Source organism: Mesorhizobium sp. M0870, assembly GCF_040319775.1.
Lineage (GTDB): Bacteria > Pseudomonadota > Alphaproteobacteria > Rhizobiales > Rhizobiaceae > Mesorhizobium.
Map to the genome: position 1 here is coordinate 248766 of NZ_JAMYOI010000001.1, position 22751 is coordinate 271516.

The following is a 22751-nucleotide window of genomic DNA, read 5'->3' on the forward strand; positions in this document are numbered from 1 at the left end:
GATGCATAGCTGAAAAGCGCTCCGCGACAATGTGACCGTTCCTGTGGGCGACAGGTCATTCCACCGCGTCGAGAGCGGTCGTGCATGCGGCGCATGATCTCAGATGGCGCGTTCCAGCTTCATTTCGGTGCGCGAAAGAACCTCGCGCACCGCATCGACCACAGGCTTGACCTCTAGGCCCCAGACGCAGCATGCTTTGCTCGGATCCGGCGCGCGGCAGAGGTTTTCGGCCATGCAGGCGCAAGGCATCGGCGGCTGGAGCGAGATGCTGGGCACGCCGACGGGCCCCCAGCGCGACGGCTCCGTCAGACCGAACAATCCGACAACCGGGGTTCCGGTGGCTGCGGCCATGTGCATCGGGCCGCTCTCATTGCCGAGAAACAGCCGAGCCTGTTTCAGCAACGCCAGCAGGCTTTCAAGCGACAGGTCACCGACGAGATTGACGACCGAGGGCGCGGTTCTGGCGACGATACGTTCGGCGATCTCGCGCTCGTCCGGGCCGCCCACCAAGACGACATCCAGGCTGGTCTCGCCGGCAATCTCGACGATCACTGCTGCAAACCGCTCCGGCTGCCAACGTCGGCCCTCGAAGCTTGCACCCGCATGCACGGCGATGAATGCGTTTGGCCGCAGATGGTGCTTACCCAGCAGCGCCAATGCTTTCGCCGTCTCCGATGGCAGCGGCTGAAGGTTCGGAATCACCGTGCGAAGTTCGATGCCGAGCGCTTCGAGCGGCGAGAGGTAGCGGTACAGGAAATGCTGACCATCAAAGCCGTAGGGCTTGGCAAAGACATTGGCGGGTTGCCGCTCCAACATACGCAAGGGTCTTTCGGAAGGATTGTAACCGACACGGGTCTTGGCGTTGACGAGCCCGGTGACCATGCGCGACGTCTTCGAATCGGTCAGGTCGATGGTCAGGTCGAAACGGAAGCGGCGCAACGCCCGCACCATGGCGTAGAGCTCCTTCCCGCGCTCCAAGGGCGTTCCGCGCATGCGGTCGCGCCTGAATGCGACCACCTCGGAAGCGATACCATGGGCCATGACGAAGCTCTCGAAGCGGGCCTCGCACAGAAAGACGATGCTGGCGCCGGGGAATTCGAGCCGCAGGTTTTTGGCGAGCGCCGAGGCGAGGACGAGATCGCCTATGAACTTGGTTTGGACGACCAGGATCGAGTGGAACGGCGCGGGAGAAATCTGCAGCATGTGTTTCCGGGAGCAATTTGCGGATGGCCGCAAATTGGGCAGGAACAATGTCGAGATTACGCGACGCCGCCAGCACGTTCGCGTGAATTGCCTTACAAAACGGTAAGCTGGATGGATCCTATCGGCGGCCTGCCTTCGCAACCAGCACCGCTGCCTGCGCGGCCGCCAGCCTGGCGATCGGCACGCGATAAGGCGAACAGGACACGTAGTCGAGGCCGACCTCTTCGCAAAAGCGGATCGAGGCCGGATCGCCGCCATGTTCGCCGCAGATGCCGAGCTTGATGTCGGGCCGCGTCGCCTTGCCCTTTTGCGCGGCCATGCGCACCAGTTCGCCGACGCCGTCGATGTCGAGCGAGACGAACGGGTCCTGATCGATAATGCCCTTCTGGCGGTAGGTTTCCAGGAACGAGGCCGCATCGTCGCGCGAGATGCCGAAGGTCGTCTGGGTCAGGTCATTTGTGCCGAAGGAGAAGAATTCGGCCGACTCTGCAATGACATGGGCACGGATCGCGGCGCGGGGGAGCTCAATCATGGTTCCCGTGAGGTAATCGATCTTGACGCCGGTTTCCTCCATGACGCTCTTGGCAACCGCATCGATGCGCGCCTTGACGTAATCGAGCTCCTTCACCAGGCCGACGAGCGGCACCATGATCTCGGGGACCACCAGGGCGCCGGCCTTCCTGCCGGCCTCCACGGCCGCCTCGAAAATGGCGCGCGCCTGCATCTCGGCGATCTCGGGATAGGAGACGGCAAGTCGACAACCACGATGGCCGAGCATCGGGTTGAACTCGTGCAGCGCCTCGGTGCGCTGCCTGAGCTTGTCCGGCGACACCTTCATGGCGGCGGCGACCTCGGCCACCTCCTCCTCGGTCTTCGGCAGGAATTCGTGCAACGGCGGATCGAGCAGGCGGATCGTCACCGGCAGGCCGGCCATGATCTCGAACAGTTCGAGGAAGTCCGAGCGCTGCATGGGCAGAAGCTTGGCAAGTGCGGCGCGCCTGTCCTTTTCGGTGTCGGCCAGGATCATCTCGCGCATGGCGACGATGCGCTCGCCGTCGAAGAACATGTGCTCGGTGCGGCAAAGGCCGATGCCTTCAGCGCCGAAGGAACGCGCCATGCGCGCGTCGAGCGGCGTTTCGGCATTGGTGCGCACCTTCATGCGACGCACGGCGTCGGCCCATTCCATGATGGCGGCGAAATCGCCGGAAAGTTCCGGCTGCAACATCGACACGGCGCCCTTCAGCACCTGGCCGTTGCTGCCATCGATGGTGATGATATCACCCTTGCGGAAGGTCGAGCCCATCGCCATCAGCGTGCCGGCCTTGTAGTCGACACGCAGCGAGCCGGCACCCGAGACACAAGGCTTGCCCATGCCGCGCGCCACCACCGCGGCGTGGCTGGTCATGCCGCCGCGCGTGGTCAGGATGCCTTCCGCCGCATGCATGCCGTGGATGTCTTCGGGACTGGTTTCGATGCGCACCAGGATCGCCTTGCGGCCTTGCGTCTTCAATTCCTCGGCGTCACCGGAGGAAAAGACGATCTCGCCGGTGGCGGCACCGGGCGACGCCGGCAGGCCAATGCCAATGACATCGCGCGCGGCTTTGGGGTCGATGGTCGGATGCAGCAACTGGTCGAGCGAGGCCGGGTCGATACGGGCGACGGCTTCCTCTTTCGTGATCAGCCTGTCCTGCGCCATCTCGACGGCAATTTTCAGCGCCGCCTTGGCGGTGCGCTTGCCGGAGCGGGTCTGCAGCATCCACAATTTGCCGCGCTCGATGGTGAATTCGAGATCCTGCATGTCGCGGTAGTGCTTCTCCAGATTGTCGGAGATGGTGACAAAGGACTGGAACGCGTCAGGCATCAGCTTCTGCAGCGACGGCTTGTCCGAGCCGGCTGCGATACGCGCCGCTTCGGTGATGTTCTGCGGCGTGCGGATGCCAGCGACGACGTCCTCGCCCTGCGCGTTCACCAGGAACTCGCCATAGAGCATCTTTTCGCCGGTCGAAGGGTTGCGCGTGAAGGCAACGCCGGTGGCCGAGGTTTCGCCCATATTGCCGAACACCATGGCCTGGACGTTGACCGCCGTGCCCCAGCTTTCGGGAATATCGTGCAGGCGGCGATAGGTGATGGCGCGGTTGTTCATCCAACTCGAGAACACGGCTGATATCGCGCCCCAGAGCTGCTCGTGCGGATCCTGCGGAAAAGGCCTGCCGAGCTCTTCCTCGACCTTGGCCTTGTAGAGCGCGATGACGCCTTGCCATTCGAGCGCCGTCAGTTCGGTGTCGAGCTCGTGCCCGAGCCCGCCCTTCTGATCCTCCAGGATTTCCTCGAACACCTCATGGTCGAGGCCCATGACGACATCGGAATACATCTGGATGAAGCGGCGGTAGCTGTCATAGGCAAAGCGCGCATCGCCGGAATCGGCGGCCAGCGCCTCGACCGTCTCGTCGTTCAGGCCCAGATTGAGCACGGTGTCCATCATGCCGGGCATCGAGGCGCGAGCGCCCGAACGCACCGACACCAGCAGCAGTTTCGACGGGTCGCCGAACCGACGGCCGGTCAGCCGGCCGATGTGATCGAGCGCGACCGCGACATCGGCTTCCAACCCGGCCGGATAAATACGGCCGTTGGCGTAGTAGGCGTTGCAGACCTCCGTGGTGATGGTGAAGCCCGGCGGCACCGGCAGCCCCAGGCTGCACATCTCGGCCAGGTTGGCGCCCTTGCCGCCCAGGAGATTCTTGTCGCTGGCACGGCCTTCCGCCGCACCATCGCCAAAGGTGAAAACCCATTTGGTCATGCATCGCTCTCCGGTTGCAGGAGATTGGAAAGATTGGCGAAACGGAAAGTTCCGCCGGTCCGTCCTTGGAGCGATATGATGCTGCAGTGCGAAAGGCAAGCGCCGGCAAAGCGGTCGGCCTTCTACAATCGATTAAGCAAAAGCCGCGTCCGAAGATGCGGCAAAATGACTTGCCATTCCGAGGTTTTTGATGTAGAACATAAAGGGAACAAACAGGTGCGCCATGAAACTGCCCGGAAAACTCGACTATCTGGAAATGCCCGCGACCGGTGGAACGCTGGACCGGCTGAAGGCTTTCTACAGTACTGCCTTTGCCTGGTCGTTCACCGATTATGGGCCGACCTATTCGGCCTTTGCCGAAGGCCTGGACGGAGGCTTCCAGGCAGATGCCGCGGAAGCGCCATCAAAGCCGCTGCCCGTGCTCTACAGCAGGGATCTGGAGCAAACCCTCGACGCTGTCGAAAGCGCCGGCGGCACGATCGTCAAACCGATCTTCCCGTTCCCCGGCGGCCGGCGCTTCCACTTCGTCGATCCAGCCGGAAACGAGATGGCGGTGTGGTCCGAATAGCCCGCTGCATATCATTTGGCAGCGCTGCGTTGCCTGCCCAATTCGAGCGTTCCAACCGTCACTCATAAGGATTGTGCTTTTTGGCTGCTCTGCTAATAACGCGCCGCACAAGCGACTCTGACGGCAATTGGGGCGTCGCCAAGTGGTAAGGCATCGGTTTTTGGTACCGACATTCCCAGGTTCGAATCCTGGCGCCCCAGCCATCTCGCTCAGGTCCGTTCCGGACACATAGGACCCGAGAGTACATTTGCGATCTTCCATGAAGCCGGTCGGTTAATAGTTCGACTGCGTCATAAGTTCAGCGAAACCAACGCCATCGCGGCAAATTCGGGTCAGCATTTGCACATGATCTGGACAGTGTCGCCTTGAACATCTTCCTCTTTCCATACATAGGTCGGCCAGGTGGGTGGCGGCTCAACATGGAACTTCAATGAACCTTCCTATCTTCGCCATCAACCTCGATCGCGAGACCCAGCGCTGGAGCGAATTGCTCGCCAGCGCCGAAGCGGCAGGACTGACCTTGCAGCGCATTGCCGCCGTCGACGGTCGGGCGCTTGCTGAAAAAGACTGGACGGAGATCGATCTGCCAGCCGCGCGCAAGCTGAGCGGGCGCGACATCCTTTCGGGCGAATATGCCTGTTACCGCAGCCATATCCAGGCGCTGGAGGCATTCCTCGCGGGTGGCGGCGCCTATGGCCTGATTGTCGAGGACGACGTCCTCTTCAGCGAAAACACCATACGGCGCATCGAGGCCATCATCGCGGCGGTGCCGGATTTCGACGTCATCAAGCTGACCAACCATCGCATGAGCTTCTTCATGCGCGCCGTCGAGACGACGGAAGGCGACGAGATCGGTCGTGCGCTGCATGGCCCGCAAGGCTCGGCCGCCGCCTATCTGGTGACGCGGGAGGGCGCGCAGGGTCTGTTGTCGGCGCTCGCCGTTATGAAAATGCCATGGGACGTTGCACTCGAGCGCTTTTGGGATACCGGCCTGAAAGTCTATTCGGTCCGCCAAAACGTGCTTGGCTTCGCCGCCAGCAGTGGGATCTCGGGCATAGCCGGCCCCTCGGGAAGCTACAAATCCGCAAGGCTGGGCGGGCCGAGCCGGCTACGTGCCGGGGTGTTGCGGGCCAGCGACGAGCTGCGCCGCCTGCATCACGTCCTGCTGCCGCCCCCTCTGCCGCGAGATGCCCTGGATGATGCCAAGGACAACGCGCCGCGCCACACCTTGCTTCTGTTGCTTGCGGCACTCGCCATTCTCGCTTTGGTCTCCGCGGTGTGGCGCGAGGCCGACACCTACCGCTATGCGGGCCTGGCGCTGGCCCTGTTCGCGGTCATCCGCTGGTTCAGAGTGGATTTGTGGACCTACAGCAAACCGCTGATCGGTTGGGTCGGCTTTCTGTGTCTGGGCTGGTCGCTCTATGTCTTCATCCGACTGGCGATCGTCTATTTCGGCACCCACCAGTTGGGTGGCGCCGAAGGCATTTACATGTTTCCGCTGTTCTACGCGACGACCGGCTTCGCGTTTCTGCTGTTTGTCAGGCAACCCGCACGGCTCGTGCTCTGGTTCATGATCCTCAGTCTCGTCTTCCTGGCTGCGGACACCTTCTATTCGGACATGTTTCAAGGCATCCAACCGGCCCCGTGGCTTTTCAACAATCCCATCCACGCGTCGGTAGCGGCCGGTTTCATCTTCCTCTGCACGCTGCAATTCATGGCCTACTCGGCCCAGAGAACGGACCTCGGGAAAGCAACCAAGAACCTGCATTGGGTCCTGTCGACAGCCGTCCTGCTGCTTGCCCTCGTCAATATCATCGAGATGCGGTCAAAGGGAGTGTGGCTTGCGCTTGCGCTCGCTCTGCTCTTGTTGGCGGTCATGACCCTGGCGAGAGGCCATCGTCGCGAACTGTTGGTTTCGGGTGGCGTGCTGGTGATCGTGGCGGCCGGCATTGTCGCAGCACACAACATCTTCTCGTCCACCGCCGACGATACCATGGCCTTCGTCAAAACCTTGGTTCCGGATGTGTTCAGGCATGGCATCCTCCCCGCCTTCGATCGCGCCATCGCGAGCGATGCGGTGCCACTTGCAGCCAAGGAAAGGCTGATGCTGTGGGCGGATGCGATCAATATCTGGAAACGCCACCCGATCTTCGGAGCCAGTTCCAGTTGGCTGACCGAGTGGGAGAACAGAACCTATCATCCCATGATCTTCAACGTCTTCCACAATGGTTATCTGGAGATTGCCGTGCGCTATGGTGTGGTCGGACTGGCGTTCTTTGCCTTTCTCTACACCTGGTCGGCCAGGCAGGTTCTACTGGCCATGCGAGCCAAGCTTGTCGCTCCGGCCGCATGGTCCTGCTACATCTCCACACTGGTCTTCTTCGCCCTAACCATCCTTACCAATTCCAACAACCGGCTGGCCATGGGTGAGGCCTTCATGTGGTTTGCCGCGGCGTTCGGCTTCTACTGTTTTTATGTTCGCCAGCAGAAGAACCTTGTCGCGCCGCGGACCTATTTTTAGGGCCTGCCGGCGCAGCACGTATCTGACCAGCCGATTGCGACCAATGCCCCTTTGACGCCCCGCTCAATTTCCCGATAATCGGGAAAGTCGATGCCAAAATCCATGGCTTATCGCCGGCAACCCCTTCGTTACGATCGACACGGATCACAGACAGGGGTTGTCACGGACATGCTGACGGACAGGCAGGCACGCGAGGCGGTGGAGCAGTACCGCGAGGAAGGATACGCGGTCGTTCGACAATTCGTCGACGGCGACGAGATGATCCGGCTGAAGAAGGAAACCGATGCGGTCTATGCCGAAGGCCTCAAGCATCACGCCACCTTCCGGCACGGCAACCTGAATTTCCAGATCCTGCCTGAATCGGACTTTGGCCAACGATATGTGCTGCAGGCTTACTGGTTTTCCTGGATCAATTCCTATTTCGAAGAATTCCGCCGCAATCCCGACTATCTAAAGCTGCTCGAGGGCCTGATCGGCCGTGACATAAGGCAGATCGCCCAACAGCTGCACTGGAAGCCGCCCGGCGCCAATGTCACGGGTTATCGCTTCCACCAGGATCTGCGCTTCCGTAACCAGGCCGCCTTCGACAATGTCGCCGACGCCACCGTGACAACAGGCCTCGCGGTCGATCGGGCGACGCTGGACAATGGCTGCCTTCAGGTCGTGCCCGGCAGCCACAAGCTCGGCTATCTCGGCCTGTCGGACGAGGGAACCGGCGAACTGATGAAGGGCCTGACCGCCGAAGAAGAGTTGCGCAAGGTCGGCATCGACCCGGCGACCATCGTTCCGCTGGTGCTGGAGCCGGGCGACCTTGCTTTATGGGGGCTGCTTACCGTGCATGGCTCCTCGCCCAACAAATCGCAGCACGACCGGGCCTTTGCGCTGTCCAGCTATGTGCGGGCCGATACGACGCAACGTGGCGAATGGGCGTTCAGGGGCGGTGTTTCGGTGCCGCTCGGCAAGACGCCGGCACTGTGCAAATACGAAAAGCTCTTCGAGGAGCCGGGACCGATGTACGACACCACCGCCTGGTGGAAATGACGCTGCCGCGTCGGGCGACGGGGGCAGAGGGGGCCAGGCGTTCGCCCCCGGCCCCTGACGGCGTTGGCCATGGGCAATCGGGCAGCATTTCAGGCAGTGAAGTCGGCCGACAGTTCGCGGATCAGGAAGTCGACGAACGCGCGCACCTTGGCCGCAATATAGGTGCGGTGCGGATAGAGCGCGTAGATCGGGCTGGAGCCGGGGCGAAACTCATCCAGCTGCACTTCCAGCCGGCCGTCCCTGATCGCAGCGTCGACCAGCAGGCTGGGCAGGTTGCCGATGCCGAAACCGGCGGTGGTCATCTGATAGGCGGCCTCGACGCTGTTGGTCGAGATGCGCCCGCCGACAGCCGCATCGAAAGGGCCGTCGGGTCCGATGAATGGCCACGTGCCAAGGCGCTTGGCGAAATTGCTCAGCACGCAGGAATGGCTTGCCAGCTCATCCGGGTGGACCGGACGGCCGTTTGCATCCCAATAATCGGGCGTGGCGCAGACATAGTTGCGGACTTCACCAAGCCGGCGGGCAATCAGGGCGGAATCCGCCTGACCGCCGAAGCGGATGGCCACATCGTAGCCTTCCTCGACAATGCCGACGACATAACGCGCGGTGAGGTCGAACTCGATCGTGGTGAGCGGGTTTTCTTCGAGGAATTTCGGCACCAGCTTGGTTATGCGCGTGTGGCCCAGAACATTGGAGCAGGAAACCCGGATCAGGCCGCGCGTCTCCTTGTGCAGGCCGCGCGTCGAATCCTGCAGTTCGGAAATGTCGTCGAGCAGGCTGCGCGCACGCGGAGCATAGTCGCGGCCCGCCTCGGTGAGGCTAAGACGCCTTGTGGTGCGATTGATGAGCCGGACGCCGAGGTCGTCTTCCAGTTCCTTGATGGTGCGGCTGACCGCCGTCGTCGACATGTTGAGATCGCGGGCCGCCGCCGACAGGCTGCCCAGCAGGCAGACTCGATCGAACACCCGCATCGCCGTCAGAAGATTCATCTTGCCTTCCCCTCGCCGTCGCGGCCCCGCCGCCATCGGCTGCGTCCTGTAGAAAACAGCGCCCAGCAACGACGCGGCAAGGGCATTCCACCGAATTTGGGCGTAAAATCAACAATGGGAGAACCGATATGACATCCAGACCTCTTCATCCGGCGATCGGCACATTTGCGAAAGGCGCGAAGAGCGGCGCGCTTGGCCGCCGCGAGTTCCTGGCGCTGGCTAGCGCCTTCGGCGCCAGCACCGCGATTGCCTATGGGCTCATCGGTCAGCCGGTCCCGGCGCGGGCCGAGGAAGCCGCCCAACCCAGGAAGGGCGGCGTGCTGCGTGTTGCCATGCAGGTGATGGAGCTGGAAGACCCGCGCAAGTTCAAGGTTTCGCAGATGGGCAACATCGCCATGCAGTTTCTCGAACCGCTGGTGCGCTGGAAGCCGGATTTCACCTTCGAGCCGGTGCTGCTGCAGAGCTGGGAGATCAATGCGGACGCCACGGAATATGTGCTCAAGGTGCGCCCGGGGGTGAAATGGTCGAACGGCGACGATTTCACCGCCACGGATGTCGCCTTCAACATCACGCGCTGGTGCGAGAAGGATGCCGCCGGCAACTCGATGGCCAGGCGCATGACCGCGCTGATCGATCCCGACACCAAGGTGGCGCGCACTGGTGCTATCGAGGTTCGCGACAGCCACACCGTGGTCCTGAAACTGTCCCAGCCCGACATCACCATCATCCCCGCGATGACCGACTACCCGGCATTGATCGTCCACCACACCTTCAATCCGAAGGCTGCGCCACTGTCGGCCAACCCCGTTTCCACGGGCCCGTTCGAACTTAAAAAACTCGATGTCGGCGTTGCTGCCTCGGTGCGCAAGCGGCCGGACGGGTCGTGGTGGGGCGGCGAGGTGTTCCTCGACGGCATCGACTGGACCGACTACGGCACCGACTCGGCCGCCACCGTCTCCGCCTTCGAATCCGGTGAGATCGACCTGAATGGGCAGACGCAGTCCTATGACGTCGCCATGCTCGACAGGCTGGGCCTGAAGAAAAGCGAGATCGTCACTGCCGCCACCCTGGTCTCGCGCTGCAACGTCAACGCCAAACCCTATGACGACAAGCGCGTGCGCAACGCCATACAGCTTGCGGTCGACAACGAAGCGGTGCTGCAACTGGGCGCCGACGGCATGGGTATCGTCGCGCAGAACGATCATGTCGGACCGATGCATCCCGAACACGCCGACCTGCCGCCGATCAAACGTGATCCGGCCCGGGCCAGGGCATTGCTCAAGGAAGCCGGCCAGCTCGATTTCGAGTTCGATCTGATCTCGGTCGAAGCCGATTACCGCAAGGAAAGCTCCGATGCCGTCGCCCAGCAGATGCGCGACGCGGGCTTCAAGGTGAAACGCACCGTCATCCCGGAATCGGCATTCTGGAACGACTGGACGAAGTATCCCTTCGCGACCACCAATTGGAACGCCCGACCGCTCGGCATCCAGACCTATGCGCTTGCCTACCAGACCGGTTCGGCATGGAACGAGACAGGGTTCGCCGATCCCGACTTCGATGCCAAGGTCCACAAGGCCAACGCCATCGCCGATCCGGAGCAGCGCCGTGCGGTGATGAAGGAACTGCAGGTCATGCTGCAGGATTCCGGCATCATCGTTCAGCCCTACTGGCGAAAGCTGTTCTGCCATATGAAACCTGCCTTGATGGGTTACCAGATGCATCAGGCCTATGAGCAGGACTTCACCCGGGCCTGGCTCGCCGCCTGATCGCGGGCGACAGGGCGGCGCATTCTGCAGCGCCGTCTTTACCCTTGGTCACCGGGAAAGTTGCGGCGTGGCGCCGCCATCAAGAACGGTCGTGGAGCAGTGCGGGCTTCGCATCGGACACGATGCACAGATGCGCCCACACATGCCCTGCCATGGCAGGTCAGCAGGGACCTCAGGCCGCCACATCAGACCAGCCGGCACACCAAGCATGCGAAACATTCTGGTTTCTGCGTCTGTCATCGTCACACTCCGGTTCACAACTGGAGCTTACTTTTGCCTGACGGCAGCGAAACCCGCTTTCCCCGACAACGACCTTCCCGAAAACCGGGAGAATTCACGCCTGGATGCCAACCGGAAGACAAGACCCGCGGCGGCAGGATCGAGTCACTTGAGCGATCTTGCCGCCTCCTCCTTGTGATCATACCGGATCTTAACAGGCGTCCGTCGCGCAGTTTAGCGGAAATCGCCCGACTTGTTGTTACGCGGAACTCCGGTCTGCCGCGGACGTTAAGCCCGGCAAGACATTTCTTGCTGAAGCAAGAGCGAGTATTGTGAAGCGGACGCAACCAGTCCCGAGCCACACACGGCCTGTTGGATTTGACGCAATGGCATGTTGAAATGACGGAACAAGCGGAGTTATTCCCATCCGATTTGGAGATTCTAAATTGCCAGTCCGAATATGCTGCGTCTTTGGGACCTGGCAATTGCTCAGCTTGGTTGCCTCACTTCGCCAGTCAATAGCAGATGAAAGCTCGCCGCCGCAACAGGAGCATGAGGACTATCTTGTCCTTTATGAAACGGCCGGCGTTTCCGAGCATTTCAAGACTGATCTTGCTAAGCTTGCGTCTACAGTATGGACCTGGAAACGGATCATATGGGCATACGACCTTCTGACATCCGAGCGTAAATATGGGCAACTGCAAATTTTCCGGATCCATCATCAGATCCGAGCCACGATAGGTCTTGAAGTGAGTTCTGCAGATGAAATCTGGGCCTGCTTCGTTAACCGGCCATCGGAAAAAATACTGCTGGACTCATACCCAAGAGCCAAGATCGTTCTGTATGAGGATGGCTTGACATCATACCTTCCGTTTGAAGTGTCAACCATGGCACGGCCGCCAGGCACCAGGCTTCGAAAGCGCATCACCGGAGCCTTTATTGCAGGCCTCTCTGCAATTTCACCGGCGCTCCGTTTAAGGAAAATGGCTGACAAGATAGAAAGACGCCACCTGAAACGGGTGAGACTCTTTTACTCTTTGCTTAGCGAAATCCCCGTTCCATATGCTCTGGCGGATGTACCGAGATCGCAGGTCGGCGCTTCACTGATGCGCGATTTAATAGATGAGGTCAGCAGGGATGCGCTTTCCGGCGACAATGGAGATTGCCGTGCGTCAACCAACCCGCGGATCCTGCTGCTGGGCCAGGCATTGTCACGAAACGGCATAATGTCGTACGCGCAAGAGGCGGCGATCTATCGGCACATTGCGGAGCAGATCGTCGAGAGGGGATACGATATCGTCTGGAAGGAACATCCTAGAATAAGGGCGCCCTTCTTCCCCGAGTTGCTTGATGCGGTCGGAAATATGACATCCGACCCCAGCACCAGGATCACGGAGGCGAACCTTCCGCACACATACCCGATAGAGCTTATCGTATCCCGGATGAATATCGTTTGCTGCGTCTCCGGCACGTCAGCCGCCCTTCTTTATCTGAAATGGCTTTACGGCATCAAAGCATACACATTTGCAGAAACATTGATCCCGCTCATGACCGGCGCGGACATTTTAATGAGTGACATGGTAAGGACCCATGCGATGCCTTTTTCAGCGCTCCAATCTTCGAATGAGACACAAGCAGGTATCTGTTGAAGGCGGGTGTCCGGTTTAGTGACACGTATGGCACCCATGATATCCTGATGGATGCCATGCTCAGCGGGAACACGCGGTAACCAATGCTGGTTCGGTGCGGACAAGCCACATCGATAATGGCGACAAACTATTTTCTGGCCTGTTTTATATGAGACCGGCAGACTACGACGCCGTTGTGGGACCCGACAATCAGTCGTTTTAATCCAAGTATGTCACGCTCGAGGACAGAGCCGCGCTGTTTAATGATGCCTATGTCGACGACACCCACTTGGAGTGCGTTGAAACCGTCAAGTACGACAGGAATCTGCTGGTGTTGTTCATCAATTCGATTGAATCGGTCCACGGCGTCACAGTCCGCCAGCCCACAGCCAAATGCCGGCTTTTCGTCAATCTGGTTGGAGAAGTCGAAAAGCCGTTTTACATCAAAGGAAAAAAGATACGGCCGCGCTATGTTCCGGTGCACCAAAGCCAGGATGAAGCGGAACAAACCTGGCTAAAGAGGCTCAAGCAAAAATTGCGGCTTTGAGAGACACGCCGTCGATCTGAGTTTCAGCCTGAACCGCCAATACCGAGCCGGATTCGACCTTTGCGGCGGCCAGGCACAGATTGGAACAGAATGAGATTTTATCCAGCCGCCGAACGGATCGCTTTTTTCGGCACGCTTATCGCTGTTCTTGCCCTTGCATTGCTGCCTATACCCCGACTCGAGGAGTATGGGGTCGATATCGGTTTCCGGTCCGACAAGCTGAACCACGCCAGCGCCTTTGCCGTCATGACTTTCCTTGGAGGGCTCGGCTGGCCCGATCGCAAGACAAGGCTGATCGTCTTCCTCGCCATGGTTGGAGCGGCGATCGAGGTCCTCCAGGGCACGGCGCTGATACGACGTGATCTGGATGTGTTCGACTGGGTTGCCGATTGCGCCGGCATCGCATGTGGCCTCGTGGCCGTGATCTGTGTGAACTGGATCTTGCGGCGCAGAGGTTGAGCCTGTTGTCAGGCCTTATGTGCACGGCGCCGATAGCCACAGGAGTTCGCCCTCGGCTCCATTGACTCGGCGAAATCGGATTGCAACGATCCGATCCGGGAGTGGCGATTTTTCTACCTTGGCCGGACAGATGAAGCTTCGGGCGCGGCACCCAGGAAGCGCACCATCAGTATTGAGGGACGATGACGATCAAGATCAGGCTTCCGGGTGGTGTGTTGAAGGTCAAGCAACGTCATGAACTGCGGCGGCGGGAGTACAAGGGCGAAGTCCCGGTCTGGCAGTGTGGCAAATATTTCGTCATCTGGTGGCCCAGTACAATTCCTGATCGACCCTCCAAGAGCTCGAATACTGACAAGGAGCTTGAAATGACCCTTCCATCGACTGGAGAAGGCACGTAAGCTCTATGCATCATGGCTTTGCGAATCAGATTGCCGGGGGGCACACTGAAGGTGAAGACCTACCGCGAACTGCGTGATCGCGAGCGGGATCGCAGGGTGCCTGTGCTGAAGCTGGGATCACTCTATTTCGTCTGGGCTTCGGCCAAACTGCATTCGCACAAACACAATCCGACGCTCTGATTTTTTTGCCGGGGTTCACACTTTTCCCTGAAATCGCTCCAGAGCCGCCCATTCGCAGGTAGCGCGACCTGGGTCAGCTTGCCTCGCGCATCGCTTCGGCCGCCTGCAGGTCGACCGACACCAGCTGACTGACGCCCTGCTCGGCCATGGTCACGCCGAACAGCCGGTTCATGCGCGCCATGGTGATGGGATTGTGGGTGATGATGACGAAGCGCGTCTCGGTGGTGGCGGCCATCTCGTCCATCAGGTTGCAGAAGCGTTCGACATTGTGGTCGTCGAGCGGCGCGTCGACTTCATCGAGCACGCAGATCGGCGCCGGATTGGTCAGGAACACAGCGAAGATCAGCGACATCGCCGTCAACGCCTGCTCGCCACCGGACAGCAGCGTCATGGTCTGTGGCTTCTTGCCGGGCGGGCGGGCAAGGATTTCGAGACCGGCCTCGAGCGGATCGTCGGATTCGATCAGCTGCAATTCCGCCGTGCCGCCGCCAAACAGATGCGAGAACAGCCGCTGGAAATGCCCGTTGACGACCTCGAAGGCGGCCAGCAGCCGCTCACGGCCTTCGCGGTTGAGGCTCTGGATCGCCTGCCTGAGCTTGCGGATCGCCTCGATGATGTCCTCGCGCTCCGACACGATCGCCTCCAGCCGGTCGGATAGCTCCTTCTGCTCCTCCTCGGCGCGCAGATTGACGGCGCCGAGCCGTTCGCGCTCGATCTTCAGCCGATCGAGCTGACGCTCGATCTCGGCCATTTCAGGCATCGGGCTGTCAGCCTCAAGACCGGTGTGGCGGATGACCAGATGCGGTGGTGTGTTCAGCGTCTCCTGGATGCGCGCCTCGACCTCCAGCCGGCGTTCGTCGGCTGCGGTCAGCCGCTCTTCGGCGCGAACGCGGGTCTCGCGCGCCTCGGCCAGGAACTGGATGGCGCCGGCGGCGGCCTTGTCCAGTTCGGATTGCCGGTTCTCCGCTTCCTGCAAACGGTCGGCCGCCGCCTTGCGCAAGCTCTCGGCCTCGGTGAGCTGCGACAGCAAGGCACGCCGCTTGGCGTCGATTTCATCGGGAGCATCGGCCAGCCGCTCGCGTTCGGCCTCGGCCTCGGCCTTGCGTTCGCCGAGCGATGCGATCTGCGTCGAGGCGTTTTCGGCCCGCTCCAGCCAGTTGCTGCGCTCGGCGCCAATGGCATCGAGCCGGCGCGCGCGCGCCTCGGCTTCGCGCCGCAGCCCCTCATGCACGGCACGCGCATCGGCAAGCGCGGCGCGGTCGCGGGCGACATTGGCCGAGGACTGTTCGAGCTGCAATTGCAGATCGCCAAGATCGGGCGCGTCCTGCAGCAGCATTTCCGCCTCGGCGAAGGCGGCCGAAATCTCCTCATGGCTGTCGACGATGCGGGCGCGCGCTTCATCGAGCGCGGCGCGCCGGCTCTGCAATTCGCCGCCGGCTCTCTCGGCCTCGGCCAACGCATTGCGGGCAGCGTCCAGCCGATGCTGGGCGTCACGACCGGCCTGGCGCGTGTTGCGCTCGGCCTCGCTTGCCAGGCGCAGCGCCTGTTCAGCCTCTCCCAGCGCCTCCTCGGCCTGGCGCAGGACGAGCGTCGCCTGTATCGCCTCGGCATCGAGCTCAGCCAGCCGGTTCTTCTGCGCCAGCCGTTGTGCTGCGGCGGTCGGCGCATCGGCGCTGGCGGTAAAGCCATCCCAACGCCAGAGCGCGCCTTCACGGCTGACCAGCCTCTGGCCGGGAGCAAGCAGCGATTGCAACCGGCGGCCGTCGCCGGCGGTATCGACGATACCGACCTGCGCCAGGCGGCGGGCGAGCTGTGCCGGCGCGTGAACCACGCTGGCAAGGCTTTTTACGCCTTCGGGCAGGGCCGCGTCGCCGGGCTGGATCCCGCTTTCGCCCCAATGCACCGGAGCGCTGCGGTCGAGCGGCACGTCGAGATCTTCGCCAAGGGCCGCACCCAGCGCCGTTTCGAAACCGCGATCGACGCTGATCTGTTCCAACACGGCCGGGAAGAGATCCCCACTGGCGGCATTCAGGATTTTTGCCAGAGTGCGCGCTTCGGTTTCGATCCGTGCCAGCTCGGCCCTGGCATCCTGAAGCGGTGGCCGGGCGGCGCTTTCGACAGCGCGGGCATCGATGACCGACTGCTCGGCCTCGGACACGGCAGCCTCGGCCTCCTCCAGCAGCGCCATGGCCTGTTCGACCAGCACGCGCTTCTCGGCCGGATCGGGCAGGCCAGCGACCTTGGAGAGTATCTCCGACAATTCCCGGTCGACATCGGCAAGCTGACGCGCGAAGCGGTCGCGGCGCTCGGCGGTGTCGCGCAGCGTCCGTTCGATCTGGTTGCGCGAGGCGGCAGCCTCGGCCCGTTCGGCGGTCAGCGCGGCGAGCTTGGCTTCGCTTTGCGAAAGCGTCGACGCCGCCTGTTCGAACGCCGCACGGGTGGTGGCTTCGCGTTCGGCGGCGCCGGCATTTTCCGAATTGAGTGCTGCCTCTTCGGTGCGAAGGCGCTCGAGAATGTCCGCATTGTCGCGGACCATGCGCTCTTCACGTGCGATATCGCCGTCGAGCTGCTGCAGCCGGCGCTCGAGTTCGCTCTGACGGGCGCGGATGCGACCGGCTTCCTCCTCGATCTGCGACTTGGCGATCGACAGGCGCTGGAAGGCAGCGGCGGCGGCGGCTTCCGCGTCGCGCAGGTCCGGCAGCCTATGAGCGCCGATGCCTTGCTCCCTGGCGGCGGCCATCTGGGCTGCGGCGCGGTCGCCGACCAGTGCTGTCGCAACCGCCAGCGCCGAACGTGCCTCGCCTTCCTGGGTCTTGGCCAGTGTCCAGCGCAAATGCAAAAGCGTCGCTTCTGCCTTGCGGATATCGGCCGACAGGTTCTTGAAGCGGGACGCCTGGCGCGCCTGGCGCTTCAGGCTTTCGATCTGGCTTTCCAGCTCGCCGACGACGTCGTCCAGTCGTTCGAGGTTCTGCTCGGCCGCCTTCAGCCGCAGTTCTGCCTCGTGGCGGCGGGTGTGCAGGCCGGAAATGCCTGCCGCCTCTTCGAGCAGCGCGCGGCGTGCCTGCGGCTTGGCCTGGATCAGTTCGCCAATGCGGCCTTGACCGACCATCGACGGCGAACGCGCGCCGGTTGACTGGTCTGCGAACAGAAGCTGCACGTCCTTGGCACGGGCCTCCTTGCCGTTGATACGGTAAAGCGAGCCGGCCTCGCGCTCGATGCGGCGCGACACCTGCAGTTCGTCGGCATCGTTGAAGGCAGCGGGCGCCGAGCGGTCACTGTTGTCGAGGAAAAGCGTGACTTCGGCGGTGTTGCGTGCGGGCCGAGTGCCCGAGCCGGAAAAGATGACGTCGTCCATGCCGGACGCGCGCATGTTCTTGTAGGAGCTTTCGCCCATCACCCAGCGCAGCGCCTCGACAAGGTTCGACTTGCCGCAGCCATTCGGCCCGACAATGCCGGTCAGGCCGCGTTCGATGACGAACTCGCCGGGCTCGACGAAGGACTTGAAACCGAGGAGGCGAAGGCGCGAAAACTTCATTCGCCCCGCCCACTAAGCGGATTTCCGTGATTTTGCGAAAGGAATTCGCGGCACGACAGGAAGCCGCGCACGCCGAAGCGCCGCCGCCTCAGGGCTGACTGGATGTCAGAGCAGAGGGTCGATGATGGCCGACATTTCCTCAATCGACATCGCCCCTTTGTAGGTCTTACCGTTGATGAAGAAGGTCGGTGTCGAGTCGACCTTGAATTCATTGGCGCCGCGCTTCTGGACCGATCTCACATCGTCCAGAAGTTTCTGGTCCGTCAAGCAGGCCTCGAAGGACTCCTGTGTAAAACCGGCGAGCTTCGAGATTTGCAGCAGCGCATCCTTGGTATTCTGAACGCCAACCCAGTTCGCCTGCTGCCTGAACAGGACGTCGACCATAGGGTAATAGTTATCCTTGGCGCAGCGCGCCAGCATAAAACCGGCTTCGGCGCTCGGATCGAACGGGAATTCGCGCAGGATGTAGCGGACCTTGCCGGTGTCGATGTACTTGGTCTTCAGGTCCGGAAAGGTGGTCTCGGCGAAATGCGCGCAGTGTGGGCAGGTCATCGAGGCGTATTCGACGATGGTGACCTTGGCGTCATCCTTGCCAAGCTGCTTGTCGGGCAGCGCACCCGGCTTCATCAGTTCCGCCACATCCACGGTGCCCTGGGCCTCCGGCGCGGTGGCGGCGGCCGGCGTGGCCGCCTTCGCGGGGGCGGCCGGGGCCGCAGGCTTCACATCCGCGGCCTTCGCCTCCTCGCCAGAGTCGCTGCAGGCGGCGAGCAGGGCCACCGCCGGAATGGCGGCCAGCGAAGACAGGACATTTCTGCGAGACAAGCTTTGACCAAACGGGGGACGGTTCATACGAATCACCTGACAAGGGTTGGATTTTGCAATGCAAAGACACGAAAAGGCGAGAGTTGGCGCGAATTAAGGCATCTCGATCCCCAATCCAATCGCGAAACCTGACAAGGGCGATCACGAATGCGAGATATTGACGACGAATCCATGACTTTCTTCAAGACGCCTATGATTTTCTCTCCCCAATAATGGTCGCGCCAAGTTTCTCCAGCGAGGCGCGCAGTTCATCATTATCGACCAGGCCGACAGTTCCCGACAATTTCGTCTTCTCAGCCGCCGTCAGCGGCCTCAGGGCCGGTTTGCGCTTTCCTTTGTCGGCTGTCACCGGCTTCTGCAGGATCCTGATGCGGTTGATGGCGGTGAAGCCGAGGAAGGCGTTGACCCGGTTGATGATCTCGCCCGTCTCGTGCTGCAGATGAAGTGCCGCCATGCCTTCGCAGGCAATGACCAGCACGGCCGGCTCGAACGGATCGTCCTCATGCATACGGCGCGGCCACTGGATTTTTTCGGGGCGCGAATGGCTGGCCAGCCGCGGGCCGGCGATCTCGTCCCATGACTGGACGAGGCCGATCGAAATGCCGGCCCGCTTGCGCAGCACCGGATCGAGGATCCTGGTCGCGAGATCGCTGACCGGGACGGGATTGCCGTAGGGCGTTCTCCCTGCCATGTACGTCCTCCAGCGACGACCCAGCAGATACCGGCCAGGCCAATACAAGATCAATGGCACCAGCAGACCAGACCCGCAAGACCGCATCCTGGGATAGTGGCAAAGCCACATCCGGAGATAGCAGCACAGCTGCATCCGGTGTCAGCGACGATATCGCATCCCGCCTGCTCAGCTGGTACGATGTGCATCACCGTGAATTGCCGTGGCGCATCACACCAATTGAGCATGCGCGCGGCGTGCGGCCTGATCCCTACCGCATCTGGCTCTCCGAGGTCATGCTGCAGCAGACCACCGTCGAAGCGGTGAAGGCTTATTTCAAGGTATTCGTCGAGAAATGGCCCGATGTCGAAGCGCTGGCCGCGGCGCCCACCGAGGACGTGATGAAGGCCTGGGCCGGGCTCGGCTACTACTCCCGCGCCCGCAATCTCAAGGCCTGTGCCGATCTTGTGGCCGCGCGTGGCGGCCGGTTTCCCGACACGGAGACGGGTTTGAGAGAACTGCCCGGCATCGGCGCCTATACGTCGGCGGCCATCACGGCGATTGCCTTCGATCGCCCCGCCGCCGTTGTCGACGGCAATGTCGAACGTGTCATCTCCCGGCTGTTTTCGATCACAACCCCGCTCAGCGAAGCCAAGCCCGAGATCCGTGCCCATGTCGAGCGCATGGTGCCCGGGACAAGGCCTGGCGACTTCGCCCAAGCGATGATGGATCTCGGCGCCACCATCTGCACGCCACGCCGGCCGCGCTGCATGCTGTGCCCGCTGCGCGAAGACTGCAGCGCGGTCGTTTCAGGCGATCCCGAGCACTTCCCGGTGCGCCTGCCCAAGGCCGACAAGCCGCAGCGGCACGGCGCGGCCTTTGTCGCCGTGCGGGCCGACGGCGCCATCCTTCTGCGCAAACGGGCAGAGAAGGGTTTGCTCGGCGGCATGACCGAGGTGCCGACGACGGGCTGGACCGCGCGGATCGATGGGGCAACCACGGAAGCGGCCGCGCCCTTTCCCGCCGACTGGCGGCATGCGGGCCGCATTGCGCATGTCTTCACGCATTTCGCTCTCGAACTCGAAGTCTTTCACGCTCACATCAAAGGTGATGCGCCAGACGGGCATTTCTGGTCGCTCGCTCACGAGATTTCCGGCGAGGCGCTGCCGACTGTCATGAAAAAGGCAATCGAGGCTGCGATACCCGGCGCGACGAAAAAGCCGTCGCCACACAGTGCAAAGAGGCCCCATGACTGAAATACGCCACATCGTTTTCGACATCGGCAGAGTGCTGATCCACTACGATCCCAACATTCCGTTCAGCCGCCTCATTCCGGATGCCGAAGAGAGAAAGTGGTTTTTCGACAATGTCTGCACGCATGATTGGAACATCGAGCAGGATCGCGGCCGCACCTGGGAAGAGGCCGAGGCGCTGCTGATCGCGGACCATCCCGATCACGCGGAAAACATCCGCGGTTTCCGCCGCCATTGGCACGAGATGGTGCCGCATGCTTATGACGACAGCGTCGCCATCATGGTCGGCCTGATCGAGAGCGGCCACGACGTGACCATGCTGACCAACTTCGCCAGCGACACGCTGGCCGAAGCCCGCGAGCGCTTCGATTTTCTCAATCGTCCGCGCGGCGTCACCATCTCCGGCGAGATCGGCATGATCAAGCCCGATCGCGGCATTTACGATCATCACATCGCCGCCTTCGGCCTCGAACCGGCCGCGACGCTGTTCATCGACGACAGCCAGAAGAATGTCGACGGCGCCAAGGCGGCCGGCTGGCAGTCGGTGCTGTTCACCGATGCAAAGGCGCTTCAAGCAGACCTTGAGCGGCATGGCATCGCGACCTGATCGAGACCGGCAATGGGCAAGCTCGTTCTGACCTTCAACCCGGAATGGTCAATACTTGACGCCAGTGTCGAGCATGGCCACTTTCGAGGACGTGGCGATGCCTATTTCCCGACCGACGAGGTAAGCGAATTTATTGTGTCATTGCAGGCCTATCCGCTTAAACGCGCGGATCTGGTCCTGAGATCGCCCGGCCTGATAAGCATCTCGGTTTTCCCGGCGGATGGCGTCGGTCACCTGTTCGTCCGGATCGAGGTCGCGGAGGAGATCGAAGCCCGTGACTTCGCGCGTGTGCGACTCCGGACGGACTATTCGCGTCTGTCGCGTTTTGCCAGTCAGCTCTCACTGATGGCGAAAGGCGAGGTCAGCGAAATCATCCTGGAGGAAGACAAGGCCTGAGCTGCCGATCAGGCCCCTGCCCGCTCCATGCCGAGCCGCGCGATGCGGCGAAGCTCGTCGATCGGGGTCAGGCCACCGCTGCGCTCATAATGCCAGAAGGTCCAGCCGTTGCAGGCGTCCAGCCCCTGCACTTCGGCACCGATCTTGTGGATCGAGCCGGCGCTGTCGCCGATCGCCACCGTGCCGTCGGCGCGCACCTTGGCCGCCCAGCGCTTCTTGGCATCGTAGAGCGTCGCGCCCGGCATCATCAGGCCGGTGTCGATCAGGCTGACAAAGGCGACGCGCGGCTCGGCGCGCTTGCCCGTGAGAACGGTCAAGTCGGCCTCTTCCAGCGGCCGCACCGCGTCGATGCGCTCGTTGGCGGCGTCGATATAGGCCTGCTCGCGTTCGATGCCGACGAAATGGCGGCCGAGACGCTTGGCCACCGCGCCCGTGGTGCCTGAGCCGAAGAAGGGATCGAGCACGATGTCGCCCGGTTTGGTCGAGGCCATCATGATGCGGGCAAGCAGCGCTTCCGGTTTCTGCGTCGGATGCAGCTTGTCGCCATTGTCGTTCTTCAGCCGCTCGCCGCCGGTGCAGATCGGAAACAGCCAGTCGGAGCGCATCTGGATGTCGTCGTTGGACGCCTTCATCGCTTCGTAGTTGAAGGTATAGCCCTTGCCCTTCTGATCGCGCGTAGCCCAGATCATCGTCTCATGCGCGTTCTGGAAGCGGCGGCCACGGAAATTTGGCATCGGGTTGGTCTTGCGCCAGACGACGTCGTTAAGGATCCAGAAGCCGAGATCCTGCATCTTGGCGCCGACCCGGAAGATGTTGTGATAGGAGCCGATGACCCAGATGGTGCCGTTGGGCTTCAGCACCCGGCGCGCCGCCAGCAGCCAGGCACGCGTGAAAGCGTCATAGGCCTCGAAACTCTCGAACTGGTCCCAGTCGTCGTCGACGGCGTCGACCTTGGACTGATCGGGGCGGTGCAGGTCGCCGTCGAGCTGCAGATTGTAGGGCGGATCGGCGAAGATGACGTCGATCGATTTTTCGGGCAACCGGTCGAGCGCGGCGACGCAGTCGCCCTTGAGGATCGTGTCCAGCCATTCGGATTGCTGGGGAGCGTGGGATAGCTCGTCGAGAAGACGCACGGCAGACATTCTGACACCC

19 protein-coding genes and 1 tRNA gene are annotated in these 22751 nt (G+C 61.9%); 13 read left to right on the plus strand and 7 right to left on the minus strand.

Annotation, left to right across the window (positions count from 1 at the left end; all coding sequences use genetic code 11):
• Positions 1–99 precede the first annotated feature (99 nt).
• Positions 100–1203: a glycosyltransferase family 9 protein gene (locus tag NKH97_RS01160; RefSeq protein ID WP_352550784.1), complete on the minus strand. Its 1104-nt coding sequence runs from the start codon at positions 1201–1203 to the stop codon at positions 100–102.
• 118 nt (positions 1204–1321) lie between these two features.
• Positions 1322–4000 (minus strand): pyruvate, phosphate dikinase, encoded by a 2679-nt coding sequence (ppdK, locus tag NKH97_RS01165; protein WP_352795242.1) that lies wholly within the window; start codon positions 3998–4000, stop codon positions 1322–1324.
• Positions 4001–4223: 223 nt separating this feature from the next.
• Here ppdK and NKH97_RS01170 point away from each other — a divergent pair, with 223 nt between their 5' ends.
• From NKH97_RS01170 to NKH97_RS01185, 4 genes are all read left to right on the plus strand, one after another.
• Positions 4224–4568, plus strand: a complete 345-nt coding sequence (locus NKH97_RS01170) for a VOC family protein (protein WP_127290804.1) — start codon at positions 4224–4226, stop codon at positions 4566–4568.
• 128 nt (positions 4569–4696) lie between these two features.
• Positions 4697–4771, plus strand: a tRNA-Gln gene (locus NKH97_RS01175).
• A 227-nt stretch (positions 4772–4998) separates the two neighbouring features.
• On the plus strand, positions 4999–7089 hold the full coding sequence (locus tag NKH97_RS01180; RefSeq protein ID WP_352628665.1) for an O-antigen ligase family protein: 2091 nt from the start codon (positions 4999–5001) through the stop codon (positions 7087–7089).
• A 168-nt stretch (positions 7090–7257) separates the two neighbouring features.
• A complete protein-coding gene (locus tag NKH97_RS01185; protein WP_352795243.1) occupies positions 7258–8130 on the plus strand; it encodes a phytanoyl-CoA dioxygenase family protein in 873 nt (290 codons plus the stop codon).
• 89 nt (positions 8131–8219) lie between these two features.
• Here the strand turns inward: NKH97_RS01185 and NKH97_RS01190 are convergent, their stop codons facing one another.
• Complete coding sequence (locus NKH97_RS01190) at positions 8220–9119, minus strand: LysR family transcriptional regulator (RefSeq protein ID WP_127290810.1); 900 nt, start codon at positions 9117–9119, stop codon at positions 8220–8222.
• Positions 9120–9247: 128 nt separating this feature from the next.
• On the opposite strand from NKH97_RS01190, the gene NKH97_RS01195 reads away from it, so the two are divergent.
• The 6 genes from NKH97_RS01195 (at position 9248) to NKH97_RS01220 (ending at position 14316) form a co-directional block, all read left to right on the plus strand.
• Positions 9248–10885, plus strand: coding sequence for an ABC transporter substrate-binding protein (locus NKH97_RS01195; protein WP_352795244.1), 1638 nt, complete (start codon positions 9248–9250; stop codon positions 10883–10885).
• 665 nt (positions 10886–11550) lie between these two features.
• On the plus strand, positions 11551–12753 hold the full coding sequence (locus NKH97_RS01200) for a polysialyltransferase family glycosyltransferase (RefSeq protein ID WP_280940275.1): 1203 nt from the start codon (positions 11551–11553) through the stop codon (positions 12751–12753).
• A gap of 310 nt (positions 12754–13063) precedes the next feature.
• Positions 13064–13279: a hypothetical protein gene (locus NKH97_RS01205; protein WP_196815283.1), complete on the plus strand. Its 216-nt coding sequence runs from the start codon at positions 13064–13066 to the stop codon at positions 13277–13279.
• Between the two features lie 90 nt (positions 13280–13369).
• Positions 13370–13738 carry a VanZ family protein gene (locus tag NKH97_RS01210; protein WP_352795245.1) on the plus strand — a complete coding sequence of 123 codons (369 nt, stop codon included), beginning with the start codon at positions 13370–13372 and terminating at the stop codon, positions 13736–13738.
• A gap of 182 nt (positions 13739–13920) precedes the next feature.
• On the plus strand, positions 13921–14136 hold the full coding sequence (locus NKH97_RS01215) for a hypothetical protein (protein ID WP_081734726.1): 216 nt from the start codon (positions 13921–13923) through the stop codon (positions 14134–14136).
• Positions 14137–14148: 12 nt separating this feature from the next.
• Positions 14149–14316 (plus strand): hypothetical protein, encoded by a 168-nt coding sequence (locus NKH97_RS01220; RefSeq protein ID WP_196815284.1) that lies wholly within the window; start codon positions 14149–14151, stop codon positions 14314–14316.
• 73 nt (positions 14317–14389) lie between these two features.
• On the opposite strand, the gene smc is transcribed toward NKH97_RS01220, so the two are convergent.
• The 3 genes from smc to NKH97_RS01235 all read right to left on the minus strand — a co-directional run bounded on the left by smc (position 14390) and on the right by NKH97_RS01235 (position 19364).
• A complete protein-coding gene (smc, locus tag NKH97_RS01225; protein ID WP_352721745.1) occupies positions 14390–17851 on the minus strand; it encodes a chromosome segregation protein SMC in 3462 nt (1153 codons plus the stop codon).
• A gap of 105 nt (positions 17852–17956) precedes the next feature.
• Positions 17957–18700 carry a DsbA family protein gene (locus NKH97_RS01230; protein WP_352442782.1) on the minus strand — a complete coding sequence of 248 codons (744 nt, stop codon included), beginning with the start codon at positions 18698–18700 and terminating at the stop codon, positions 17957–17959.
• A 163-nt stretch (positions 18701–18863) separates the two neighbouring features.
• Positions 18864–19364, minus strand: a complete 501-nt coding sequence (locus NKH97_RS01235; RefSeq protein ID WP_127290824.1) for a DUF721 domain-containing protein — start codon at positions 19362–19364, stop codon at positions 18864–18866.
• Between the two features lie 53 nt (positions 19365–19417).
• Here NKH97_RS01235 and mutY point away from each other — a divergent pair, with 53 nt between their 5' ends.
• Genes mutY through NKH97_RS01250 form a run of 3 tightly spaced genes read left to right on the plus strand, consistent with a single transcriptional unit; the run spans position 19418 to position 21599 of the window.
• A complete protein-coding gene (mutY, locus tag NKH97_RS01240; protein WP_352628650.1) occupies positions 19418–20599 on the plus strand; it encodes an A/G-specific adenine glycosylase in 1182 nt (393 codons plus the stop codon).
• A complete protein-coding gene (locus tag NKH97_RS01245) occupies positions 20592–21203 on the plus strand; it encodes an HAD family hydrolase (protein ID WP_023808583.1) in 612 nt (203 codons plus the stop codon). Before mutY ends, NKH97_RS01245 begins: the two co-directional genes overlap by 8 nt.
• Before the next feature lie 12 nt (positions 21204–21215).
• On the plus strand, positions 21216–21599 hold the full coding sequence (locus NKH97_RS01250; protein WP_023808584.1) for a WapI family immunity protein: 384 nt from the start codon (positions 21216–21218) through the stop codon (positions 21597–21599).
• A gap of 8 nt (positions 21600–21607) precedes the next feature.
• On the opposite strand, the gene NKH97_RS01255 is transcribed toward NKH97_RS01250, so the two are convergent.
• Positions 21608–22741, minus strand: coding sequence for a site-specific DNA-methyltransferase (locus NKH97_RS01255; RefSeq protein WP_023808585.1), 1134 nt, complete (start codon positions 22739–22741; stop codon positions 21608–21610).
• Positions 22742–22751 lie beyond the last annotated feature (10 nt).